The sequence below is a fragment of the Chelativorans sp. M5D2P16 genome (assembly GCF_034427935.1).
In the GTDB taxonomy this organism is placed as follows: Bacteria; Pseudomonadota; Alphaproteobacteria; order Rhizobiales; family Rhizobiaceae; genus Chelativorans.
Genome location: NZ_JAXQNM010000013.1, coordinates 74119 through 92382, shown reverse-complemented (window position 1 = coordinate 92382; position 18264 = coordinate 74119). Strand labels below are relative to the sequence as shown.

Genomic DNA, 18264 nt, shown 5'->3' with positions numbered 1-18264 from the left:
CCGGGAAGACACCACATATACGCAGGTAGGATGGTCCGCCGCACGAAATCTAGTCGTTACGCTGGTTAAACTACATTATCGGTTGACTCGCTGACAAGAGTCCGGCAGGCGCCGCGAATCTCTTTCCAAGGTTTTCCCCAACTTGGACGAATACGGGCCGCCCCGCCGGCGCGACCCCGTCGACCGTGCACGCCCGCGTCTTTCGTTGACTTCCTGCCGGAAAACCCTGATATAAACCGTGTGCCGCCCCTCGGGCGGCATTTTGATTTCATCGGCCTGCCAGCGGCATGCCCCGGCCGCACCCTGCAGGCGCTTCGGAGTAAAATCATGGGCAGCCCGGCGCTCTACGAAACCTATGCTCGCCTCCCCCTCGCCTTCGAGCGTGGCGAGGGCTCATGGCTGATTACGGCGGACGGCACGCGCTATCTGGACTTCGCCGCGGGCATCGCCGTCAACGTACTCGGACATGCCCACCCGCATCTGGTGGCCGCGCTCGTCGGCCAGGCGGGGCGACTGTGGCACGTTTCCAACCTCTACGAGATTCCCGGCCAGCAGAAGCTGGGCGAACGGCTGGCGCAGAACACCTTCGCCGACCGCGTCTTCTTCACCAATTCCGGCGCCGAGGCTCTCGAATGCGCGATCAAGACGGCGCGGCGCTATCATTTCGTCAACGGCGCGGAGAACCGCACCCGCATCATCACCTTCGAGGGCGCCTTCCACGGCCGCACGCTGGCGACCATCGCCGCGGGTGGCCAGAAGAAATATCTGGAAGGCTTCGGTCCCGCGGTGGAAGGCTTCGACCAGGTGCCTTTCGGCGACATGGAAGCGGTGGAAAAAGCCATCACGCCGGATACGGCAGCCATTCTCGTCGAGCCCGTCCAGGGCGAAGGCGGCATTCGCCGGCTGTCCCTGGGAGCCATGCGCAAGCTGCGCGAACTGTGCGACAGGCACGGCCTGCTTCTCGTTCTCGACGAGGTGCAAAGCGGCGTCGGGCGCACCGGCAAGCTGCTGGCGCATGAGTGGTCCGGGATCGAGCCGGACATCGCGGCCATCGCAAAAGGCATCGGCGGCGGCTTCCCCATGGGGGCCTGCCTGGCGACGGAAGAAGCGGCCAAGGGCATGACTCCGGGCGTGCACGGCACCACCTTCGGCGGCAACCCCATGGCGATGGCGGTCGGCAACGCCGTGCTCGACATCATTCTGGAGGAGGGTTTCCTCGAGGAGGTCGCCCGCAAGGGATTGCTGCTCAAGCAGGGGCTCGCCGCGCTCGCCGACGAGTTCCCCGATATCGTCGAGGAAATCCGGGGCGAGGGGCTGATGCTGGGCATTCGCTGCAAGATTCCCAATGCCGTGCTTCAGGGCGCCTTGCGGGAGGAGAAGTTCCTGTGCGCGCCGGCTGGCGAGAACGTGCTGCGTCTCCTGCCCCCGCTCAATGTGAGCGACGAGGAGGTCAACGAGGCGCTCGGGCGCATACGCACCGCCATGCAGGCGGTCACGACGGGCAGCGCGGAGGAGATTCTGCCGGCCGCAGGGGAGAAAAGCCAGGCATGACGACACCGCGTCATTTCATCGACATCGCCACCGTATCGACCGCAGATCTGCGCTCCATGCTCGCTGACGCGCGCACGCGCAAGGACAGGCTGAAGGCGGGCGCGCTCGACAGGCCGTTCGTCGGCAAGGCCTTGGCGATGATTTTCGACAAGCCCTCCACGCGCACCCGCGTTTCCTTCGACGTCGGGATGCGCCAGCTCGGCGGCGAGACGATCATGCTGACGGGCACGGAAATGCAGCTCGGCCGCAGTGAGACCATCGCCGACACGGCCAAGGTCCTGTCGCGCTATGTCGACGCGATCATGATCCGCACCACGAGCCACGAGCGCCTGCTCGAACTGGCGGAGAATGCCACCGTGCCCGTCATCAACGGGCTGACGGACGACACGCATCCCTGCCAGATCATGGCCGATCTGATGACGTTCGAGGAGCATCGCGGCAGCGTCAAGGACCGGCTCTTCGCCTGGAGCGGCGACGGCAACAACGTCCTGCATTCGCTGGTGGAGGCTTCCGCGCGCTTCGGTTTCCGGCTCAACGTGGCGACCCCGCCTGGAAGCGAGCCCGATCGTCACTATCTAGAGTGGGCGAAAGCGAATGGCGGCCGTGTAACGCTGACGCATTCCGCCCCGGAGGCGGTGCGCGAGGCCGATTGCGTTTTCACCGACACATGGGTTTCGATGGGGCAGGAACACCGCGCCCGCGGTCACAACGTCTTCCAGCCCTATCAGGTGAACGAGGAATTGATGCAGCACGCCCGCAAGGACGCCCTGTTCATGCATTGCCTGCCCGCCCATCGCGGCGAGGAGGTGACCGACGGCGTGATCGACGGCCCGCACTCGGTGGTCTTCGACGAGGCCGAAAACCGTCTTCACGCGCAAAAGTCGATACTCGTCTGGTGCCTTACGCCGTGAGCGAGCAGAGCATCAAGCTGGGAGAGTTCGGCTTCGCCGGCGACGACCACGTCGTGCCCTTCGACGTGGACGCGCTCGACGTGCGCGGACGCGCCGTGCAGGTCGGACCCATGCTGGACCAGATCCTGGACCGGCACGCCTATCCCGAACCGGTCGCGCGGCTTCTGGCCGAGGTGGTCGTGCTGACCGTGCTGCTCGGCAGCGCGCTGAAGTTCGACGGCAAGTTCATCGTCCAGACGCGCTCGGACGGGCCGGTCGACATGCTGGTGGCCGACTTCGCCACGCCCGGCTCCGTACGCGCCTATGCGCATTTCGACGACGAACGCCTGCAGCAGGCGACGGCCGAGGGCGCGGATTCACCCGCGGCGCTGCTCGGCACCGGCGTCCTGGCGCTGACTATCGATCAGGGCGCTTATATGCAGCGCTATCAGGGCGTCGTCGAACTCGACGGTTCCGACCTGGAGGAAGTGGCGCGCAGCTATTTCCGCCAGTCGGAACAGATCCCGACGGATGTGCGTCTCGGGGTCGCGCGCATCGTCGTGCCCGGCGAGGGCGGCGGCGCCGAGCGCTGGCGGGCCGGCGGGATGCTCATGCAGTTTCTGCCCTCGGCGCCCGAGCGCAGCCGCATGGCGGACCTGCCGGGCGGCGACGGCGACGAGGACGATGTCGGCGGCGGCCACCCCGAAGACAACGCCTGGCAGGAGGCGCTGGCGCTGTTCGGCACCGTGGAAGCGGACGAGCTGCTCGACCCGTCGGTCGGCGTCGAGCGGCTGCTGTATCGCCTGTTCCATGAACAGGGGGTGCGGGTCTACCAGGGCGTGGACGTCATCGACGACTGCTCCTGCTCGCGCGAGAAGATCAAATCCATCCTCGACGGCTTCACGGCCGAGGAGATCGCCGAGAGCACTGAAGACGGCGTGATCCGCGTCAATTGCGAGTTCTGCGCCAAGGAATATCTCTTCGATCCGCAGGAATTCGATAGCTGAGCGGGGCGCGAACTTTTCCGCCCGGCGAGCGCATTTTGCTCCCGCCCGACCAGTGACGGCGGGCCGACCGCTCCCCTCAGCCCGCCTTCTTCCGCGCCTCCTCTTCACCCGCTTCCGCCCATGTGAGCATCTTGTAGTCGAAGCCGAAGGCGAGTGTTGGCTTGACGATCTGGAAATAGGGCGACAGATCGAAATCGCGCGGCGTGTACAGCGAATGGTGGCGGATTTCGAGAATTTCCCGGCGCGAATAGGTGGATTCGGCCGCCGCCTCGCCGGGCGCGCGCCTTACCCGCGGCAGGATCGGATAGGCGACGGACTGGAACGCCTGGGCAATCAGCGAGGAGCAGATGGCGCGGGTGGGATCACCGGAGCCGAGCGCGATCATGCGCCGGCGCCAGCGCACCGGCACCGGCGGCGTGGGCAGGAAATAGCGCATTAGGTCGATGATGTTGCGCATGTCGTATTTCAGCCCGAGCCGCTCCGCCATGAAGACAATGATGGCCTCGCGGTCGTCGGGCGTGAGCCCGCTCGGCCGGCAGATGCGGGTGTTGTAGGTGCGGTATTTCGACAGCGGCACCGCCACGCAGCCCTCGCCGAGATTGACCTCGATCAGGCGCGGGCGCTCCGTGCCGTCTTCGGGCGGCGGCAGGACGTCGCCGACGAAGAGAGCCGCATGGCTCCAGGTAGATTGGGTGAGATACTTGATCGCCGCAGAAAGCCGTTGATTGCCCTCGACGAGCAGGACATCGCCGGGTTGCAACGTGCGGTGCAGGGTTTCCGGATCCGAGGGCGTGTAGGGCTGATAGCCCGACGATTCGACCTCGAGGCGCCTCGCCAGGAAGTGCCCCAGCCGGTCGAGCAGACGATCGACGGAGGCGCTCATGCCGCCGCCCCGCACAACGCCCGACCGCCTCGGTTTTCAGTCCGACCGGGCGGGACGTCCCTCGCGCTTGTAACGTTCAGCAACGACTCGTCCCGCCGATCGCCCGGCCTTAGTCGTCCTCGTCGGCGGAGCCGGCGTTGAGCTGGCCGTACTTGTTCTCGCCGATCGTGTTGAGAAGCTCGAGCTGGGTTTCGAGAAAGTCGATATGGCCCTCCTCATCCGCCAGAAGCTCCTCGAAGAGCTTCATGGTGACGTAGTCGCCGAGATTGTTACAGATCTCGCGCGATTCCTTGTAGGAAGTGCGGGCGTCATACTCGCCGGCCAGGTCGGCCTCCAGGACCTCGCGCACATTCTGGCCGATGCGCAGCGGCGCCACCGTCTGCAGGTTCGGATGACCTTCGAGGAAGATGATGCGCTCCACCAGCTTGTCTGCGTGGTGCATTTCCTCGATGGATTCGGCGCGCTCCTTATGAGCGAGCTTCGTATACCCCCAGTCCTCGAGCAGACGATAATGCAGCCAATATTGGTTGACGGCGCCGAGCTCGAGAAAAAGAGCCTCGTTAAGCCGCTCGATAACCTTTTTGTCGCCTTTCACTGAATTTGCTCCCGAATTTCTCGCGCAAGGCGCGCACACGATCCAAATATGTCACGATTTCCGCATCACCACTATCTGCGTTGCGGTGATAATTTTCCGTAACCCGGATGATCGTTTCCACCACATTTGGAAAGCAGCCGCAACAGCGGCCGCGCTGGGCCATGGCGTGATACACCTTTGCGGGCACGATGAGCTGCCACGGATCCTCATCGAGCATCGCGACGATGGTCGCCTCGATTTCCTTCTCGGTGATGAGATTGCAGTGACAGACGAGCATGGTTCACGCAAAGACGATCGGGTGCAAGACCGAAGCCTGCTCCCCTTCGAGCGAACCTTGACAACCCCTGGGAAAAGCCCGCCTGAGGGCGTCTTCGGAAAAGTGGCGTGCGCTTTTCCAAATGCCGTCCGGCATGGCGTTCTCCGATCGAACGGGTTCAAGGCCCAGACATCAAAGGAACGCATCCTTCGGTGGGCGCATAAAAACGCCTTCGGAGGGTTGCTGTCAATAAAAACCTGACGGATCTATTCATAATGCCGCAGCGGGCCCGGGCGGCGAGCCCGGACGGCGAAAACCGGCGCTCTCACGGGGAAGTGAGTGGGCGCGAGCCGCCGTCATTTGCCTTTCCGCCCCGCCCAATGCTCACATGCGGAAAACGCGAAGAAAGGACGAGCCATTGCTGAAGCGGATCGTGGCAGCCACCTTTGCCTTGCTCTGGGCGTGCACCGCGCGCGCCGGGACCGTCGACCCCGCCGACTGGCAGGCCGTGCTGGCGGATGCCCGCGGCGAGACCGTCTACCTCAACGCCTGGGGCGGGGCGGAGAACGTCAACGCCTACATCGAATGGGCCTCCCGGGAGCTGAAGCGGCGCTTCGATGTCACGCTGGTGCATGTGAAGCTCGAGGACACGGCCAACGCGGTCGCCACCGTGGTGGCCGAAAAGGCGGCCGGGCGCGATACGGGCGGCAGGGTGGATCTCGTCTGGATCAACGGCGAGAATTTCGCCGCCATGAAGGCGCGCGGCCTTCTCTTCTCGCCGGGCTGGGCCGGGATGCTGCCCAACTGGCGCTACGTGGATCACGAGAACAAGCCGACCATCACGACCGATTTCACCGTTCCCGTCGAGGGGATGGCAAGCCCCTGGGGCATGGCAAAGCTGGTGTTCTTCTATGATTCCGCACGTACGGAGGAAGAAGCGCTGCCTGAAAACGCCGACGAGCTGCTCGCCTGGGCCGAAGCCAATCCGGGGCGCTTCTCCTATCCGCAGCCGCCGGATTTCATTGGCTCGTCTTTTCTGAAGCAGGTCCTCATCGAGAAGGTGGAGGACCCTTCCGTGCTTCAGGAGCCGGTCGACGAAGCGACCTTCCAGGAGATTGCGGCACCGCTGTTTGCCTATCTCGATGCGCTCCACCCGGTGGCGTGGCGGGGCGGGCGCGCCTTTCCGCAGAACTACCCGGCCATGAAGCAGCTTCTGGCCGACGGCGCGCTCGACATCATCTTCGCCTTCAACCCCGCCGAAGCCAGTAGCGCCATCGCCGACGGCGCGTTGCCGGACACGGTGCGTTCCTTCACCTTTCCCGGCGGTACGCTCGCCAACACGCACTTCCTCGCCATTCCCTACAACGCTTCGGCGAAAGCCGGCGCGCTGGTGACGGCGAATTTCCTTCTTTCGCCGGAAGCCCAGGCCAGAAAGCAGGATCCGGCGGTCTGGGGCGACCCGACGGTCCTGTCGATGGACAAACTCGGGCAGGAAGACCGCGCCCGGTTCGAGGCGCTCGACCTCGGCCTGGCCACACTGGCTCCCGAGGCGCTGGGACCCGCCTTGAACGAGCCGCATCCAAGCTGGATGGAGCGCATCGAGGAGAAATGGAAGCGGCGCTATCTCGCGGGAAACTGAATTCCCGGCAGGTCGCCCATCGGGTGTTGAACGAACGCGTGTTCTCCGCGATTTTTGCGCAGAGGGCCGGTTCAATTCCCCTCTCTTCAGGTGCCATCCACCGCCGTCTGCACTATCGCTCCAGGAAAGCCGGTGGCGCGGTGCTGCCCTGCTTTTCAGGTCCAGATCCGTTTTCCGTCATCGCAGTCTGCAGGAGGCTTGGTCGGTGTCCCTGCATCCCGCCACCCGACAGTGGGGCACAACGGGAAATGCCCGCGGCGGGAAATATCGGTTTGACTCTGCAACTTCTGTGTTTCACTTTTAAGAACAGAAACCTGCCGTGAGAGCAAGGAGGGGAGCAGTGGCTGCACCCGGGAGCCGAGATCACGAGGAGTCGTTCATGCCGATAGGGCACAGAGCGCCCCTTTGCGCGGCGCGGCGCATAACGGCTCTTTCTCTTGTCCTTTCCGGTCTTCATCGATCCGTTGACAATTCCCCCCGCCGCAGCGCCGGACGGGAGAGAACGCGCATGGTGGTGCGCACGCCGGGCTTCGCAACGGTGCCCGGCTGGTTGCCGGCAAGCTGAGCCGACAAGAACACCGAAACAGGGCGGCGCGCTCGCGCTGGCCCGCTATTGGCAACTCCAGCAGTCCAACAGAGGAGAACACTATGTCGTCATTCAGAATCCACCTCCTGGCGGGTGTCGCGGCTACGGCGACGCTCGCGGCGGGCATCGGCACGGCCGACGCGGCCTCGTGGAAATATGCCTTCGAGGAGGCGATGACGGATGTGCAGGGTGTCTATGCGCAGAAGTTCAAGGAGGAGGTCGAGGCGAACACGGATCACACGATCCAGCTTTTCCCGTTCGGCACGCTCGGTGAATCCGCCGATATCATGGAGCAGGCGCAGGCTGGCATCCTGCAGTTCGTCGACCAGTCGCCGGGCTTCACCGGCGCGCTGATCCCGGAAGCGCAGGTGTTCTTCGTGCCCTACCTCCTGCCGCAGGACCATGAGACCCTGGTCAACTTCTTCCGCACCTCGGTCGCCATCAACGACATGTTCCCCGAGCTCTACGCCGAGCAGGGGCTCGAGCTTCTCAAGATGTTTCCGGAAGGCGAAGTCTGCATGACGACGCAGGAGCCGGTGCACAGCCCGGCCGACCTCAACGAGGTGAAGGTCCGGGTGATGACCAACCCGCTTCTGGTCGAAAGCTACCGCGCCTTCGGCGCCACGCCGACGCCGCTCCCCTGGGGCGAGGTCTACGGCGCTCTGCAGACGGGCATCATCCAGGGGCAGGAGAACCCGACCTTCTGGATCGAGTCGACCAAGATGTACGAGGTCAGCCCCGTCATCACCTGCATCGGCCACAACAACTTCACCACCGCGGTGATGGCCAACAAGGACTTCTACGACGGTCTTTCCGAAGAGGATCAGCAGGCCATTCAGAATGCGGCCGACGCGGCGTTCGACCATATCGTCGAGTACCAGAAGGGGCTGCACGAGGAGTCGCTCGAGAAGATCCGCGAAGCCGGTGGGGAAGACGTCCAGGTCAATATCCTGTCGGAGGAGGAGCGCCAGCCCTTCATGGAGGCCGCCAAGGAGGTCGAGCAGGAGTTCACCGAAATGACCGGCGAGAGCGGCCAGCAGATCCTGGATCAGATGAAGGAAGATCTGGACCAGGCGCAGGCCGAATAGCCGCCGACATCACCGGCCGGGCGCGGGGGACGTCCGGCCGGCGCTTTGCAAGAAGAGCGGGGACCAGCAATTGCCGCAACATCACGACGAGTCGCAGCTGCAGTCGCAGACGGATACGACGGCGGCCGATGACATTTCCACTGAAGTATACAAATCCGATCTGCCGGGCTTCCTTGGAACGATCGACACGGCCATCAGCCGCATAGAGTCGGTGTTGTTGGCTGCCGGCGTGCTGCTCTTGGCGGCCAACACCATCGCCAATGTCGTCGGCCGCTTCGTCTTTCAGCAAAGCATCTTCTTTTCCGAAGAGCTCAACCGCATCCTGATCATCCTGATCACCTTCGCCGGGATCAGCTATGCCGCCCGACACGGTCGGCATATCCGCATGTCCGCCATCTACGACGCGCTCCCGTCGACGCTGCGCAAGCCGCTGATGATCATCATCGCGCTCATCACCGCGGTCTTCATGCTGGGCCTCGCCTGGTATTCAACACAATACATAATGACCCTTGCCGGGCGAGGGCGTGTGCTGCCGTCGCTGCAGATCCCGGTGTGGATCATCTATCTGTGGGCCCCGATCGGCTTTTTCATGACCGGGCTCCAGTACATCCTGACGGCGATCAAGAACATGCTGGAAAAGGATATCTACCTCTCGACCAACGTGCTCGAGGGATACGACGACGAAGAGATCGAGATCTGAGGGCGGGTCATGGCTACCACCATCTTTTCCATCATGATCGTCCTCCTGCTCCTGGGCTTTCCGATGATGATCCCCCTCATCATCGGCGCCTTCGTCGGCTTCTACTCGCTGTTCGGCGGGATGGGACAGCTGGAGACGATGGTGCAGCAGATGATGGCCGGCATCCGCCCGGCCTCGCTGATCGCCGTGCCCATGTTCATCTTCGCGGCCGACATCATGACGCGCGGCCAGTCGGCCGGGCGCCTGATCAATCTCGTGATGTCCTTTGTGGGCCACCTGCGCGGCGGCCTCGCCGTCTCGACCGCGGCCGCCTGCACCATGTTCGGTGCCGTGTCCGGCTCGACGCAGGCAACCGTCGTCGCCATCGGGTCGCCGCTGCGCCCGCGCATGCTCAAGGCCGGCTACAATGACAGCTTCATCCTTGCCCTGATCGTCAATTCCTCCGACATCGCCTTCCTGATCCCGCCGTCGATCGGCATGATCATCTATGGCGTGGTGTCGAATACGTCGATCGCCGAGCTTTTCATCGCCGGCGTCGGGCCTGGGATCCTGATTCTGATCCTTTTCTCGATCTATTCGTGGATTTATGCGGTGCGCAATCGCGTGCCGACGGAGGAAAGGGCGAGCTGGGGCGAACGTCTCGTAGCGGTGCGGGACGCACTGTGGCCACTGGGCTTCCCGGTCATCATCATCGGCGGCATCTATGGCGGCGTCTTCAGCCCAACGGAAGCGGCTGCGGCCTGCGTGCTCTACGCGATCCTGCTTGAGATGGTCGTGTTCCGCGAGCTCGACTTCAAGGGTCTCTACGAGACGGCGAAGTCCACCGGCCTCATCACGGCGGTGGTCTTTATCCTCGTCGCCGCCGGGGCGGCCTTCTCCTGGGTCATCTCCTTCGCACAGATCCCGCAGCAGATCCTCGCCGGCATCGGCATCGACCAGATGGGCCAGATCGGCGTCCTCGTCGTCATCTCCATCGCCTTCTTCATCGGCTGCATGTTCGTCGATCCGATCGTGGTAATCCTCGTGCTCGTGCCGATCTTCGCGCCGGTGGTGGAGGCGGTCGGCCTCGATCCGGTGCTGGTGGGGACGATCATCACCCTGCAGGTCGCCATCGGGTCGGCCACGCCGCCCTTCGGCTGCGACATCTTCACGGCCATAGCGGTGTTCAAGCGTCCCTACATGGATGTGATCCGAGGCACGCCGCCTTTCATCCTCATCCTGCTGTGCGTTTCCGCCGCGCTTATCTTTTTCCCGCAGATCGCGCTCTTCCTGCGCGACCTGGCGTTCAGATAGGAGGTGAGCCGTGTTCAAACGGATCCTCGTCCCGATGGATGGCTCGATCGGTGCCACGAAGGCGCTCGATATGGCCGTCCAGATGCAGAAGAGCACGGGCGCCGAGTTGCTGCTGCTCACGGTCTACCGTCACCACAGCCTGCTCGAGGCCTCGACCTCCATGGTGCGGCCTGCCGACCCGGGCAACATCGACCAGGCCCTCCGCGACCACGCGAAGGAAGTGGCCGACACGGCCAAGAGGCACGCGGTGGAGCAGGGTGCCAATGCGCCCCGCGCCTTCGTGAAGAGCGGCCAGCCGGCCCGCACCATCGTCAGGTTCTCCAAGGACCGGGAGGTCGACCTGATCGTGCTCGGCAGCCGCGGCCTGGGCGACCTGGAAGGCTACCTGCTCGGCAGCGTGTCCCACAAGGTCACCAGCCTGGCGGATTGCCCGGTGATGGTGGTCTAGGGCACTCACTTCGCCAGGGAAGATGTGCCCCTTTCCCTCCGGGACCATACCAAGCCGGTGCCATGCGCCTACTCAGACCCACAAGGGCGCGCCGCCATCCCCGCGCTTCAGAAGGGGTATCCCGGGTTGTTCCGCAGTCTGGAAGCGGACGCAACGGCTCCGGCGTCCGCTCCGCCCGGCCGGAACGAGGACCTACACTGATCCTGCTTCAATGCTGCAGCGGCGCCATCCCCGCCTGCGGCCGGCTGCGCCGGCCGTTGCGGATACGCTCGACAATCGCGCCGAGCGCGCGCTTCAGAGCCGCCGAACGCGCCTTGTCGGCCTGCCGTGCGTAGTGCTGCAAGTCCGGTCTTGAACCGGCACCGACCGTGTAGTGTGACATGGCGATCTCCTTTGACATAGGGGGGACGCCGCGCCCGGCCTGCCGGCCTGAGGTCGTCGGGGCCAGGGGGCTCTCCCGTTTGCCATTTCCGTATGCTGCAAAGATAATATCGACGTCATACGCACGCAATGGAAATAAACTATCTTGTAGCGTGCGTTTATGTTACACATAGCCCATGGCGTACCGTCTTCCCAACCTGAATGCCGTGAGGGCGTTCGATGCCGCGGCCCGGCACCAGAGCTTCACGCGGGCGGCCGATGAGCTGGGTGTCACCCACGCCTCGATCAGCCGCTATGTGAAGAACCTGGAGGCTGAGCTCGGCGTGACACTTTTCGAGCGCCGGCACCGGCAGGTGGCGCTCACGCCCGCCGGCGCGCATTATGCCGACGTCGTCGCCGACGCGCTCACCCTGATCTCCATCGAGACCGGCACACGCGCCCGCGACGCCAAGGGCAAGGTCGTCCTCGAGATCGACTCGGATCTCGCCGTGCTGTGGCTCATGCCTCGTCTGGACAACGCGGTGCTGGGCGGGCTCGGCATAGAACTCGAGCTGCGCTCCTATCCCGAACCGCCGCGGACGATCGTCCCGGACACGGACCTGGCGATCACCTGGGGCCCGATGGACGTGCCGGGCTACTCGCGGGAGCCGTTCCTGAGCTTCACCATGTTTCCCGTCTGTGCACCCGAGCACGCGGAGCGCGTGCGCACGCGTGGGCTGACGGCGAACAAGCTGATCTACGATCGCGGGGTGAGCAGTTGGGACGAACTGCTGAAGCGCGCCGGCACCGGTCTCGACGCGGCCGAGGGGCACCTGATCTTCCACCGCACCCATCTTTGCCTGGAGGCGGCAGTGCGGGGCCTCGGTGTCGCCGTCGGCGACGACGTCACCGCCGGCGCGATGCTGCGCGAGGGCCGCCTTGTGCGCCCTTGCGGACCCTTCATGCCCGGCCGGCATGCCTTCCATCTGTCCACCGCCTCGCGTGGGCCGATCCGCCCTCCCGTCGTGGCCTTGCGCGACTGGTTGCTCGAGCAGGCCGCCGACCACGTCCGGTGGGCGCGCGAAGCCGGGTTCGCGTCGCCGGCGGAGAAATAGAAGCACCGCGGCTATTATTCAGCGGCTACGGCACCATGCGCCTCTCGGAAAGAACGCCGTGGAACTCCCGCTGTTTTTCGATATCGATCCCGCGTCTTCCGGGCCGACCCCTGCCCCTCACGCGGCTTTCTTTTTCTTCGCCAGCCGCTTCCGGATGCTTTCCACGTCGGCGCGCGGCGTGGCCGCGAACAGCGTCTTTGTGTAGTCGTGCTTGGGATCGGAGAACACTGCGTCGCGCGTGCCGTATTCCACCGCCTCGCCGAAATACATCACCATCACCTCGTCGGCGATGTAGCGCACCACCGAAAGGTCGTGGCTGATGAAGACGAAGGTAAGACCGAACTCGTCCTGGAGGTCGGCGAGCAGGTTCAGGACCTGCGCCTGCACGGAAAGATCGAGTGCGGAGACCGGCTCGTCCAGCACCAGGAGTCGCGGGTTGAGCATGAGCGCGCGGGCAATGGCGATGCGCTGGCGCTGGCCGCCGGAGAACATGTGCGGATAGCGGTTGAAATGCTCCGGCGCGAGGCCGACCTTGGTGAGCATCTGCATGGCACGGTCGCGCCGCTCCGCCGCCGGAACGTCCTTCGCGTTGATGATCAGCGGATCCATCAGGACGTCGCCGATCTTCTGGCGCGGGTTGAGCGAGCCATAGGGGTTCTGAAAGACGATCTGCACCTTGCGGCGCAGCTCCGGCGTCAGCCGCTGGCGGCCGATGTCGACCTTCTCCCCGTCGATGAGGAGGTCTCCGGCGGTCGGCGGGTCGATCATGGTGATGATGCGCGCCAGCGTCGACTTCCCGCAGCCCGACTCGCCGACGATGGCGAGCGTCTTTCCCTTTTCCAGCTTCAGGCTCACACCCTTCACTGCGTGCACGGTGCGATCCTTGCGGAACAGCCCGCCGCCGATGTGGTAGTCGCGGACGATGTCGCGGGTCTCGACGACGATCTCGGTCATCTCTGCGCTCCCGTGTAGGGCGTCTCGTCAAGCGCGAAATCGGCAACGGTGGGCAGCCGGTCGCCGATCGCGTTTTCCGGCAGCGCCGAAAGAAGCGCCTTTGTGTAGGGATGCTTCGGCGCCTCGAACAGCGACAACACGCCAGCCTCCTCCATCTTGCGGCCCTTGTACTGTACGATGACGCGATCGGCCGTCTCGGCCACCACGCCCATGTCGTGGGTGATCAGGATCATGCCCATGCCGGTCCTCGTCTGCAGGTCCATCAGCAGGTCGAGAATTTGTTTCTGGATCGTCACGTCGAGGGCGGTCGTCGGCTCGTCGGCGATCAGAAGCTTCGGATTGCAGGCCAGCGCAATGGCGATCATCACGCGCTGGCACTGCCCGCCCGACATCTGATGCGGGAAGGAGCCCAGCCGCTGCTCCGGATCGGAAATGCCCACCGACGTCAGAAGCTCGATCGCCCGCCGCCGCCGCGCCCTGCGGTCGAGATCGGTGTGCGTCTTCAGCGTTTCCTCGATCTGGAAGCCGACGGTGAAGCACGGGTTCAGGCTGGCGACCGGCTCCTGGAAGATCATCGCGATGTCCTTGCCGATGATCCGGCGCCGGTCGGCGGGCGACAGGTTCAGGATGTCGCGTCCCTGAAAGGTCACGCGGTCGGCCTTGACGGTCGCCGTCCACGGCAGGAGGCCCATGACGGCCAGCATGGATACGGACTTGCCGGAGCCCGATTCGCCGACGATGGCCAGCACCTCGCCCTTCTCCACCGAAAGGGAAATGCCGTCGACGGCCCTGAGCGTACCGCCCGCGGTATCGAACTCGACAGTGAGGTTTTCGATCTCGAGAAGGGACATGGTCACGACCTCTTCAGCTTTGGATCGAGCGCGTCGCGCAGGCCGTCGCCCATCAGGTTGATGGCGAGCACGGTGATCAGGATGGCAAGGCCGGGGAAGGTGACGACCCACCAGGCGCGCAGGATGAACTCGCGTGCTTCTGCCAGCATGGTGCCCCATTCCGGCGTCGGCGGCTGCGCGCCCATGCCCAGGAAGCCGAGCGCGGCGGCATCCAGGATCGCCGTGGAAAAGGAGAGCGTGGCCTGCACGATCAAGGGCGCAGTGCAATTGGGCAGGATGGTCCTGAACATCAGCCTGAGATTGCCGGCGCCCGCCACCCGGGCTGCCGTCACGTAGTCACGGCCCTTTTCCGCCATCACCGCCGCGCGCGTCAGCCGCACGAAATGCGGTTGCAGCACCAGCGCGATGGCGATCATGGCGTTGAACAGCCCCGGCCCGAGAACGGCCACCAGCACCAGCGCGAGAAGCAGCGACGGGAAGGCGAGAATGATATCCATCAGCCGCATGATGACGGTATCGGTCGCTCCGCGGAAATACCCGGCGATGAGGCCGACGCAAACACCGACGGTCACCGACAGCGTCACCACCACAAGTCCGATGAAGAGCGAGAAACGCGCTCCGTAGAGAAGACGCGAAAGAAGGTCGCGACCCACCGCATCGGTGCCGAGAATGAACTCCCAGCGGCCGCCTTCCTCCCAGACCGGCGGAACGAGAAGAGCGCCCCGAATCTGTGTGCTGGGACTGTATGGGGCCAGCAGCGGCGCGAAAATCGCGATCAGCACGATGACCGTGAAGACGACGAGGCCGAGCACGGCGCCCCGGTTCTGCCGGAAATAGTACCAGAACTCGGCCAGCATGGCGCGGCGGGTCGCCGCGACCTTGGGACCGCCTTCCAGGCCGATTGCCGCGTCGGCTTGTTTTCTGTTTATCTCAGCCATTGGTCAGTGCCTGATCCTCGGGTTCACCAGACCGTAGAGCACGTCGACGATCAGGTTCACCAGCATGATGAAGCCGGCGATCAGAAGCAGCCCGCCCTGGACCACCGCGTAGTCGCGCCGGAAAACGCTGTCGACCATCCACTTGCCGATCCCCGGCCAGGAAAAGATCGATTCCGTCAGGATGGCCCCGGCCATCAGCACGCCGACCTGTAGGCCGATCGTGGTGATCACCGGGATCAACGCGTTGCGCAGTGCGTGCAGGCCGATCACCCGGCGCGGCGCCAGTCCCTTGGAGCGCGCCGTGCGCACATAGTCCTCGCCGAGCACCTCCAGCATGGCCGAGCGTGTCTGCCGCGCGATCACCGCCAGGGGGATCGTGGCCAGCACGATCGTCGGCAGGACGAGATGGGAGAGGGCGGACCTGAACGCGCCCTCTTGACCCGACAGCAGGCTGTCGATGAGCATGAAGCCGGTGACCGGGGGGAAATAATAGAGCAGCGATATGCGGCCCGAGACCGGTGTCAGTTGCAGGACACCGGAAAAGAAGATGATGAGCAGCAGCCCCCACCAGAAGATGGGCATGGAATATCCCACAAGGGCCGCGCCCATGATCGACTGGTCGAGCCAGGAGCCACGCTTCACGGCAGCAACGATGCCGAGCGGCACGCCGACGGCGACGGCCAGGATGATGGCGCACAGCGACAATTCGAGCGTCGCCGGGAAGCGCGTGAAGAATTCGGTCAGAACCGGCCGGCGCGTTACCAGCGAGTTGCCGAAGTCGCCGGTCAGGATGCCGCCGAGATAATCCAGATATTGAATCGCGAGCGGACGGTGGAAGCCCAGTTGCCGGGTCAACTCCTCATAGCGTTCCGGCGCCATGACGCGCTCGCCCGACATCAGCATCACCGGGTCGCCGGGGAGAATGCGTATGAAGGCGAAGGCGATGATCGACACGCCGATGAAGGTCGGAATGAGCACGGCAAGCCGACGGAGGACGAAGCTCAGCATGACGCGTCCGGTCTCCTGCTACTGCATGGGGTAAACTGCAAAGAAGCGCGCCGGTTGCCCGGCGCGCCTCCTGCTGCATCCAAAACGCGAAACTATTCCGCGAGATCCACGCCTTCGAAGGCGAAGTCGCCCAGCGGGCTCTGCACGAAGCCCTGCACTTCCTTGCGCATGGGCACGACAGAGATCGAGTGGTCGAGCGTTGCCCAGGGAGCCTCGCGCTTGAAGACCTCCTGCGCCTGCCGGTAGAGTTCCGCACGCTCTTCCTGCTCGGTGAGCTGCTTGGCCTCGACCACGAGGTTGTCGAACTCTTCGTTGCACCACTGTGCGCGATTGTTGCCGCCGACGGCGTCGCAGCCGAGCAGGGTGTGCAGGAAGTTGTCCGGATCACCGTTGTCGCCGGTCCAGCCCAAAAGCACGGCGCCGTCGCGATCCACCTCCTTCGAACGGTCCAGATACTCGGCCCATTCATAGGTGACGATCTCGACGTCCACGCCGACTTCGGCGAAATCGGACTGGATGAGCTCTGCGGCGCGGCGCGCGTTCAGCATGTAGGGCCGCGAAACCGGCATCGCCCACACCTTCATGGAGAGATCCGTCACGCCCGCTTCCTCGAGCATCTGCCTGGCGGCTTCCGGGTCGTAGGGCTCGTCCTCGATCTCCTCGTTGTAGGACCACATGGTCGGCGGGATGGGGTTCTTGGCGGGCGACGCCAGCCCCTGGAACACCGCCTCGATGATCGCTTCCTCATTGATGGCCATGTTGAGCGCCTTGCGCACCTGCGGGTTGTCGAAAGGCGGCTGCTGCGAGTTGTAGGCCAGATACGCGACGTTGAGCCCCTCCTGCTCCATGACCGTCAGGTCCGGGTTGGCCTTCATGGACTCGACGTCGGCCGCGTTCGGATAAGGCATCAGGTGGCACTCGCCGGCCTGGAGCTTTTGATAGCGCACCGAGGCGTCCGGCGTGATGGCGAAAACCAGGTCGTCGATCGGCTGCTGGCCGTTCCAGTAGTCCTCATGCGAGCGGTAACGGATCACCGCGTCGGGCTGGTAGGCCACGAACTCGAACGGACCGGTGCCGAGCGGCTGCTGGTTCAGCGTCTGCATGTTGCCGTCTGCCTCGAGCTGGTCGGCATACTCCTTCGATACGATCGATGCGAAGGGCATGGCCAGATTGGCCAGGAACGGTGCTTCCCGGCGCTTCAGCGTGAAGCGCACCGTCATGTCGTCCACCTTCTCGATTGATTCGATCAGGTCCGGCATGCCCATGCCGTTGAAATATTCCCAGCTCGCACCGGAGACATAGCCGTGCCAGGGATGATCCTCCTGCCACTGCCGCTCGAAGGAAAAGATGACGTCGTCGGCGTTCAGGTCACGCGAGGGCGTGAAGAAGTCCGTCGTCTGGAACTTCACCCCCGGGCGCAGGTGAAACGTGTACTGCAGGCCGTCGTCGGAAATCTCCCAGCTTTCGGCGAGCCCAGGCACGGTCTCCGTCGTGCCGGGCTTGAACTCCAGAAGCCGGTTGTAGACCGTGTGCGCGGCCGCATCGAAAGTCGTGCCCGCCGTGTAGAGGCCCGGATCGAAGCCCTCGGGCGAGCCTTCGGAGCAATAGACGAAGGTTTTCGCGTGGGCGGCGCCGCCGACCGCCGTAGCGGCCAGCAGAGCGGCCGCGAATGCCAGTTTGGTTTTCATCGGGATCTCCCTATTGTTATCTTGAGCCGTTCCCAATGGCTCTTTGAAGCCGCATTTAAGCAAAGTTGGCCGGAGGTGGGAACTCCTTCGGACGGTTTGTGGATAACAAAATTTCGCATCCGACAAATTTTGTTTCATAGGCCTCCCTTATTCTCTGCGCGGGTTTCCAGCGGAGAATGACGTGTTTTCCCGGCAAATGCACCGGGAAGAGGAGATTTGAATGGATCATCGGCGTTCTTTCCGCAGATGGGAGATGGATAATTGGGATCCGCGCGGCAGCAGGTACTCGGGGCGGGATCGTGAGTGTACACGGATGCCCCGTTTCGTTTTCAACGCCACTCACCTATCTATCCCTGAGTTGCCCGGCGAGATGCGGCGTACCGCCCGAGGCGAATTTTGGTTCCGTCGTCCGTT

General features: G+C 64.1%; 18 protein-coding genes. 9 read left to right on the top strand and 9 right to left on the bottom strand.

Annotated elements, in window-relative coordinates:
* The first annotated feature begins 327 nt into the window (after positions 1-327).
* From SIN08_RS07700 to SIN08_RS07690, 3 genes are read left to right on the top strand one after another with little or no spacing between them, the layout of a single operon-like run.
* Positions 328-1551: an aspartate aminotransferase family protein gene (locus tag SIN08_RS07700; RefSeq protein WP_322450989.1), complete on the top strand. Its 1224-nt coding sequence runs from the start codon at positions 328-330 to the stop codon at positions 1549-1551.
* Positions 1548-2462: an ornithine carbamoyltransferase gene (gene argF / locus SIN08_RS07695; protein WP_322450988.1), complete on the top strand. Its 915-nt coding sequence runs from the start codon at positions 1548-1550 to the stop codon at positions 2460-2462. Before SIN08_RS07700 ends, argF begins: the two co-directional genes overlap by 4 nt.
* Positions 2459-3448 carry an Hsp33 family molecular chaperone gene (locus SIN08_RS07690; RefSeq protein ID WP_322450987.1) on the top strand — a complete coding sequence of 330 codons (990 nt, stop codon included), beginning with the start codon at positions 2459-2461 and terminating at the stop codon, positions 3446-3448. The genes argF and SIN08_RS07690 overlap by 4 nt, the downstream gene beginning before the upstream one ends.
* A 76-nt stretch (positions 3449-3524) precedes the next feature.
* On the opposite strand, the gene SIN08_RS07685 is transcribed toward SIN08_RS07690, so the two are convergent.
* The 3 genes from SIN08_RS07685 to SIN08_RS07675 form a co-directional block, all read right to left on the bottom strand.
* Positions 3525-4331: a YiiX/YebB-like N1pC/P60 family cysteine hydrolase gene (locus tag SIN08_RS07685; protein ID WP_322450986.1), complete on the bottom strand. Its 807-nt coding sequence runs from the start codon at positions 4329-4331 to the stop codon at positions 3525-3527.
* A gap of 109 nt (positions 4332-4440) precedes the next feature.
* Positions 4441-4926 carry a bacterioferritin gene (gene bfr, locus SIN08_RS07680; RefSeq protein ID WP_322450985.1) on the bottom strand — a complete coding sequence of 162 codons (486 nt, stop codon included), beginning with the start codon at positions 4924-4926 and terminating at the stop codon, positions 4441-4443.
* A complete protein-coding gene (locus tag SIN08_RS07675) occupies positions 4892-5203 on the bottom strand; it encodes a (2Fe-2S)-binding protein (protein WP_322450984.1) in 312 nt (103 codons plus the stop codon). Before SIN08_RS07675 ends, bfr begins: the two co-directional genes overlap by 35 nt.
* A 367-nt stretch (positions 5204-5570) precedes the next feature.
* Between SIN08_RS07675 and SIN08_RS07670 the strand changes: the two genes are divergently transcribed.
* The 5 genes from SIN08_RS07670 to SIN08_RS07650 all read left to right on the top strand — a co-directional run bounded on the left by SIN08_RS07670 (position 5571) and on the right by SIN08_RS07650 (position 10936).
* Entirely contained in the window at positions 5571-6821 is a 1251-nt protein-coding gene (locus SIN08_RS07670) for an ABC transporter substrate-binding protein (protein ID WP_416208032.1), read from the top strand.
* 648 nt (positions 6822-7469) lie between these two features.
* Positions 7470-8495, top strand: coding sequence for a TRAP transporter substrate-binding protein DctP (dctP, locus tag SIN08_RS07665; protein ID WP_322450983.1), 1026 nt, complete (start codon positions 7470-7472; stop codon positions 8493-8495).
* 70 nt (positions 8496-8565) lie between these two features.
* Entirely contained in the window at positions 8566-9195 is a 630-nt protein-coding gene (locus SIN08_RS07660; protein ID WP_322450982.1) for a TRAP transporter small permease, read from the top strand.
* 9 nt (positions 9196-9204) lie between these two features.
* Positions 9205-10488, top strand: coding sequence for a TRAP transporter large permease (locus tag SIN08_RS07655; RefSeq protein WP_322450981.1), 1284 nt, complete (start codon positions 9205-9207; stop codon positions 10486-10488).
* Positions 10489-10498: 10 nt separating this feature from the next.
* Positions 10499-10936: a universal stress protein gene (locus tag SIN08_RS07650; protein ID WP_322450980.1), complete on the top strand. Its 438-nt coding sequence runs from the start codon at positions 10499-10501 to the stop codon at positions 10934-10936.
* 208 nt (positions 10937-11144) lie between these two features.
* Here the strand turns inward: SIN08_RS07650 and SIN08_RS07645 are convergent, their stop codons facing one another.
* Positions 11145-11318 carry a hypothetical protein gene (locus SIN08_RS07645; RefSeq protein WP_322450979.1) on the bottom strand — a complete coding sequence of 58 codons (174 nt, stop codon included), beginning with the start codon at positions 11316-11318 and terminating at the stop codon, positions 11145-11147.
* Positions 11319-11493: 175 nt separating this feature from the next.
* Here SIN08_RS07645 and SIN08_RS07640 point away from each other — a divergent pair, with 175 nt between their 5' ends.
* Complete coding sequence (locus tag SIN08_RS07640; protein ID WP_322450978.1) at positions 11494-12411, top strand: LysR family transcriptional regulator; 918 nt, start codon at positions 11494-11496, stop codon at positions 12409-12411.
* A 117-nt stretch (positions 12412-12528) separates the two neighbouring features.
* On the opposite strand, the gene SIN08_RS07635 is transcribed toward SIN08_RS07640, so the two are convergent.
* The 5 genes from SIN08_RS07635 to SIN08_RS07615 all read right to left on the bottom strand — a co-directional run bounded on the left by SIN08_RS07635 (position 12529) and on the right by SIN08_RS07615 (position 17850).
* Complete coding sequence (locus SIN08_RS07635) at positions 12529-13365, bottom strand: dipeptide ABC transporter ATP-binding protein (protein ID WP_322450977.1); 837 nt, start codon at positions 13363-13365, stop codon at positions 12529-12531.
* Positions 13362-14216: an ABC transporter ATP-binding protein gene (locus tag SIN08_RS07630; RefSeq protein ID WP_322450976.1), complete on the bottom strand. Its 855-nt coding sequence runs from the start codon at positions 14214-14216 to the stop codon at positions 13362-13364. The genes SIN08_RS07635 and SIN08_RS07630 overlap by 4 nt, the downstream gene beginning before the upstream one ends.
* A gap of 2 nt (positions 14217-14218) precedes the next feature.
* Positions 14219-15073, bottom strand: a complete 855-nt coding sequence (locus SIN08_RS07625; RefSeq protein WP_322451268.1) for an ABC transporter permease subunit — start codon at positions 15071-15073, stop codon at positions 14219-14221.
* Between the two features lie 84 nt (positions 15074-15157).
* Positions 15158-16162, bottom strand: a complete 1005-nt coding sequence (locus tag SIN08_RS07620) for an ABC transporter permease subunit (RefSeq protein WP_322450975.1) — start codon at positions 16160-16162, stop codon at positions 15158-15160.
* A 92-nt stretch (positions 16163-16254) separates the two neighbouring features.
* A complete protein-coding gene (locus SIN08_RS07615) occupies positions 16255-17850 on the bottom strand; it encodes an ABC transporter substrate-binding protein (protein ID WP_322450974.1) in 1596 nt (531 codons plus the stop codon).
* Between the last annotated feature and the right edge of the window lie 414 nt (positions 17851-18264).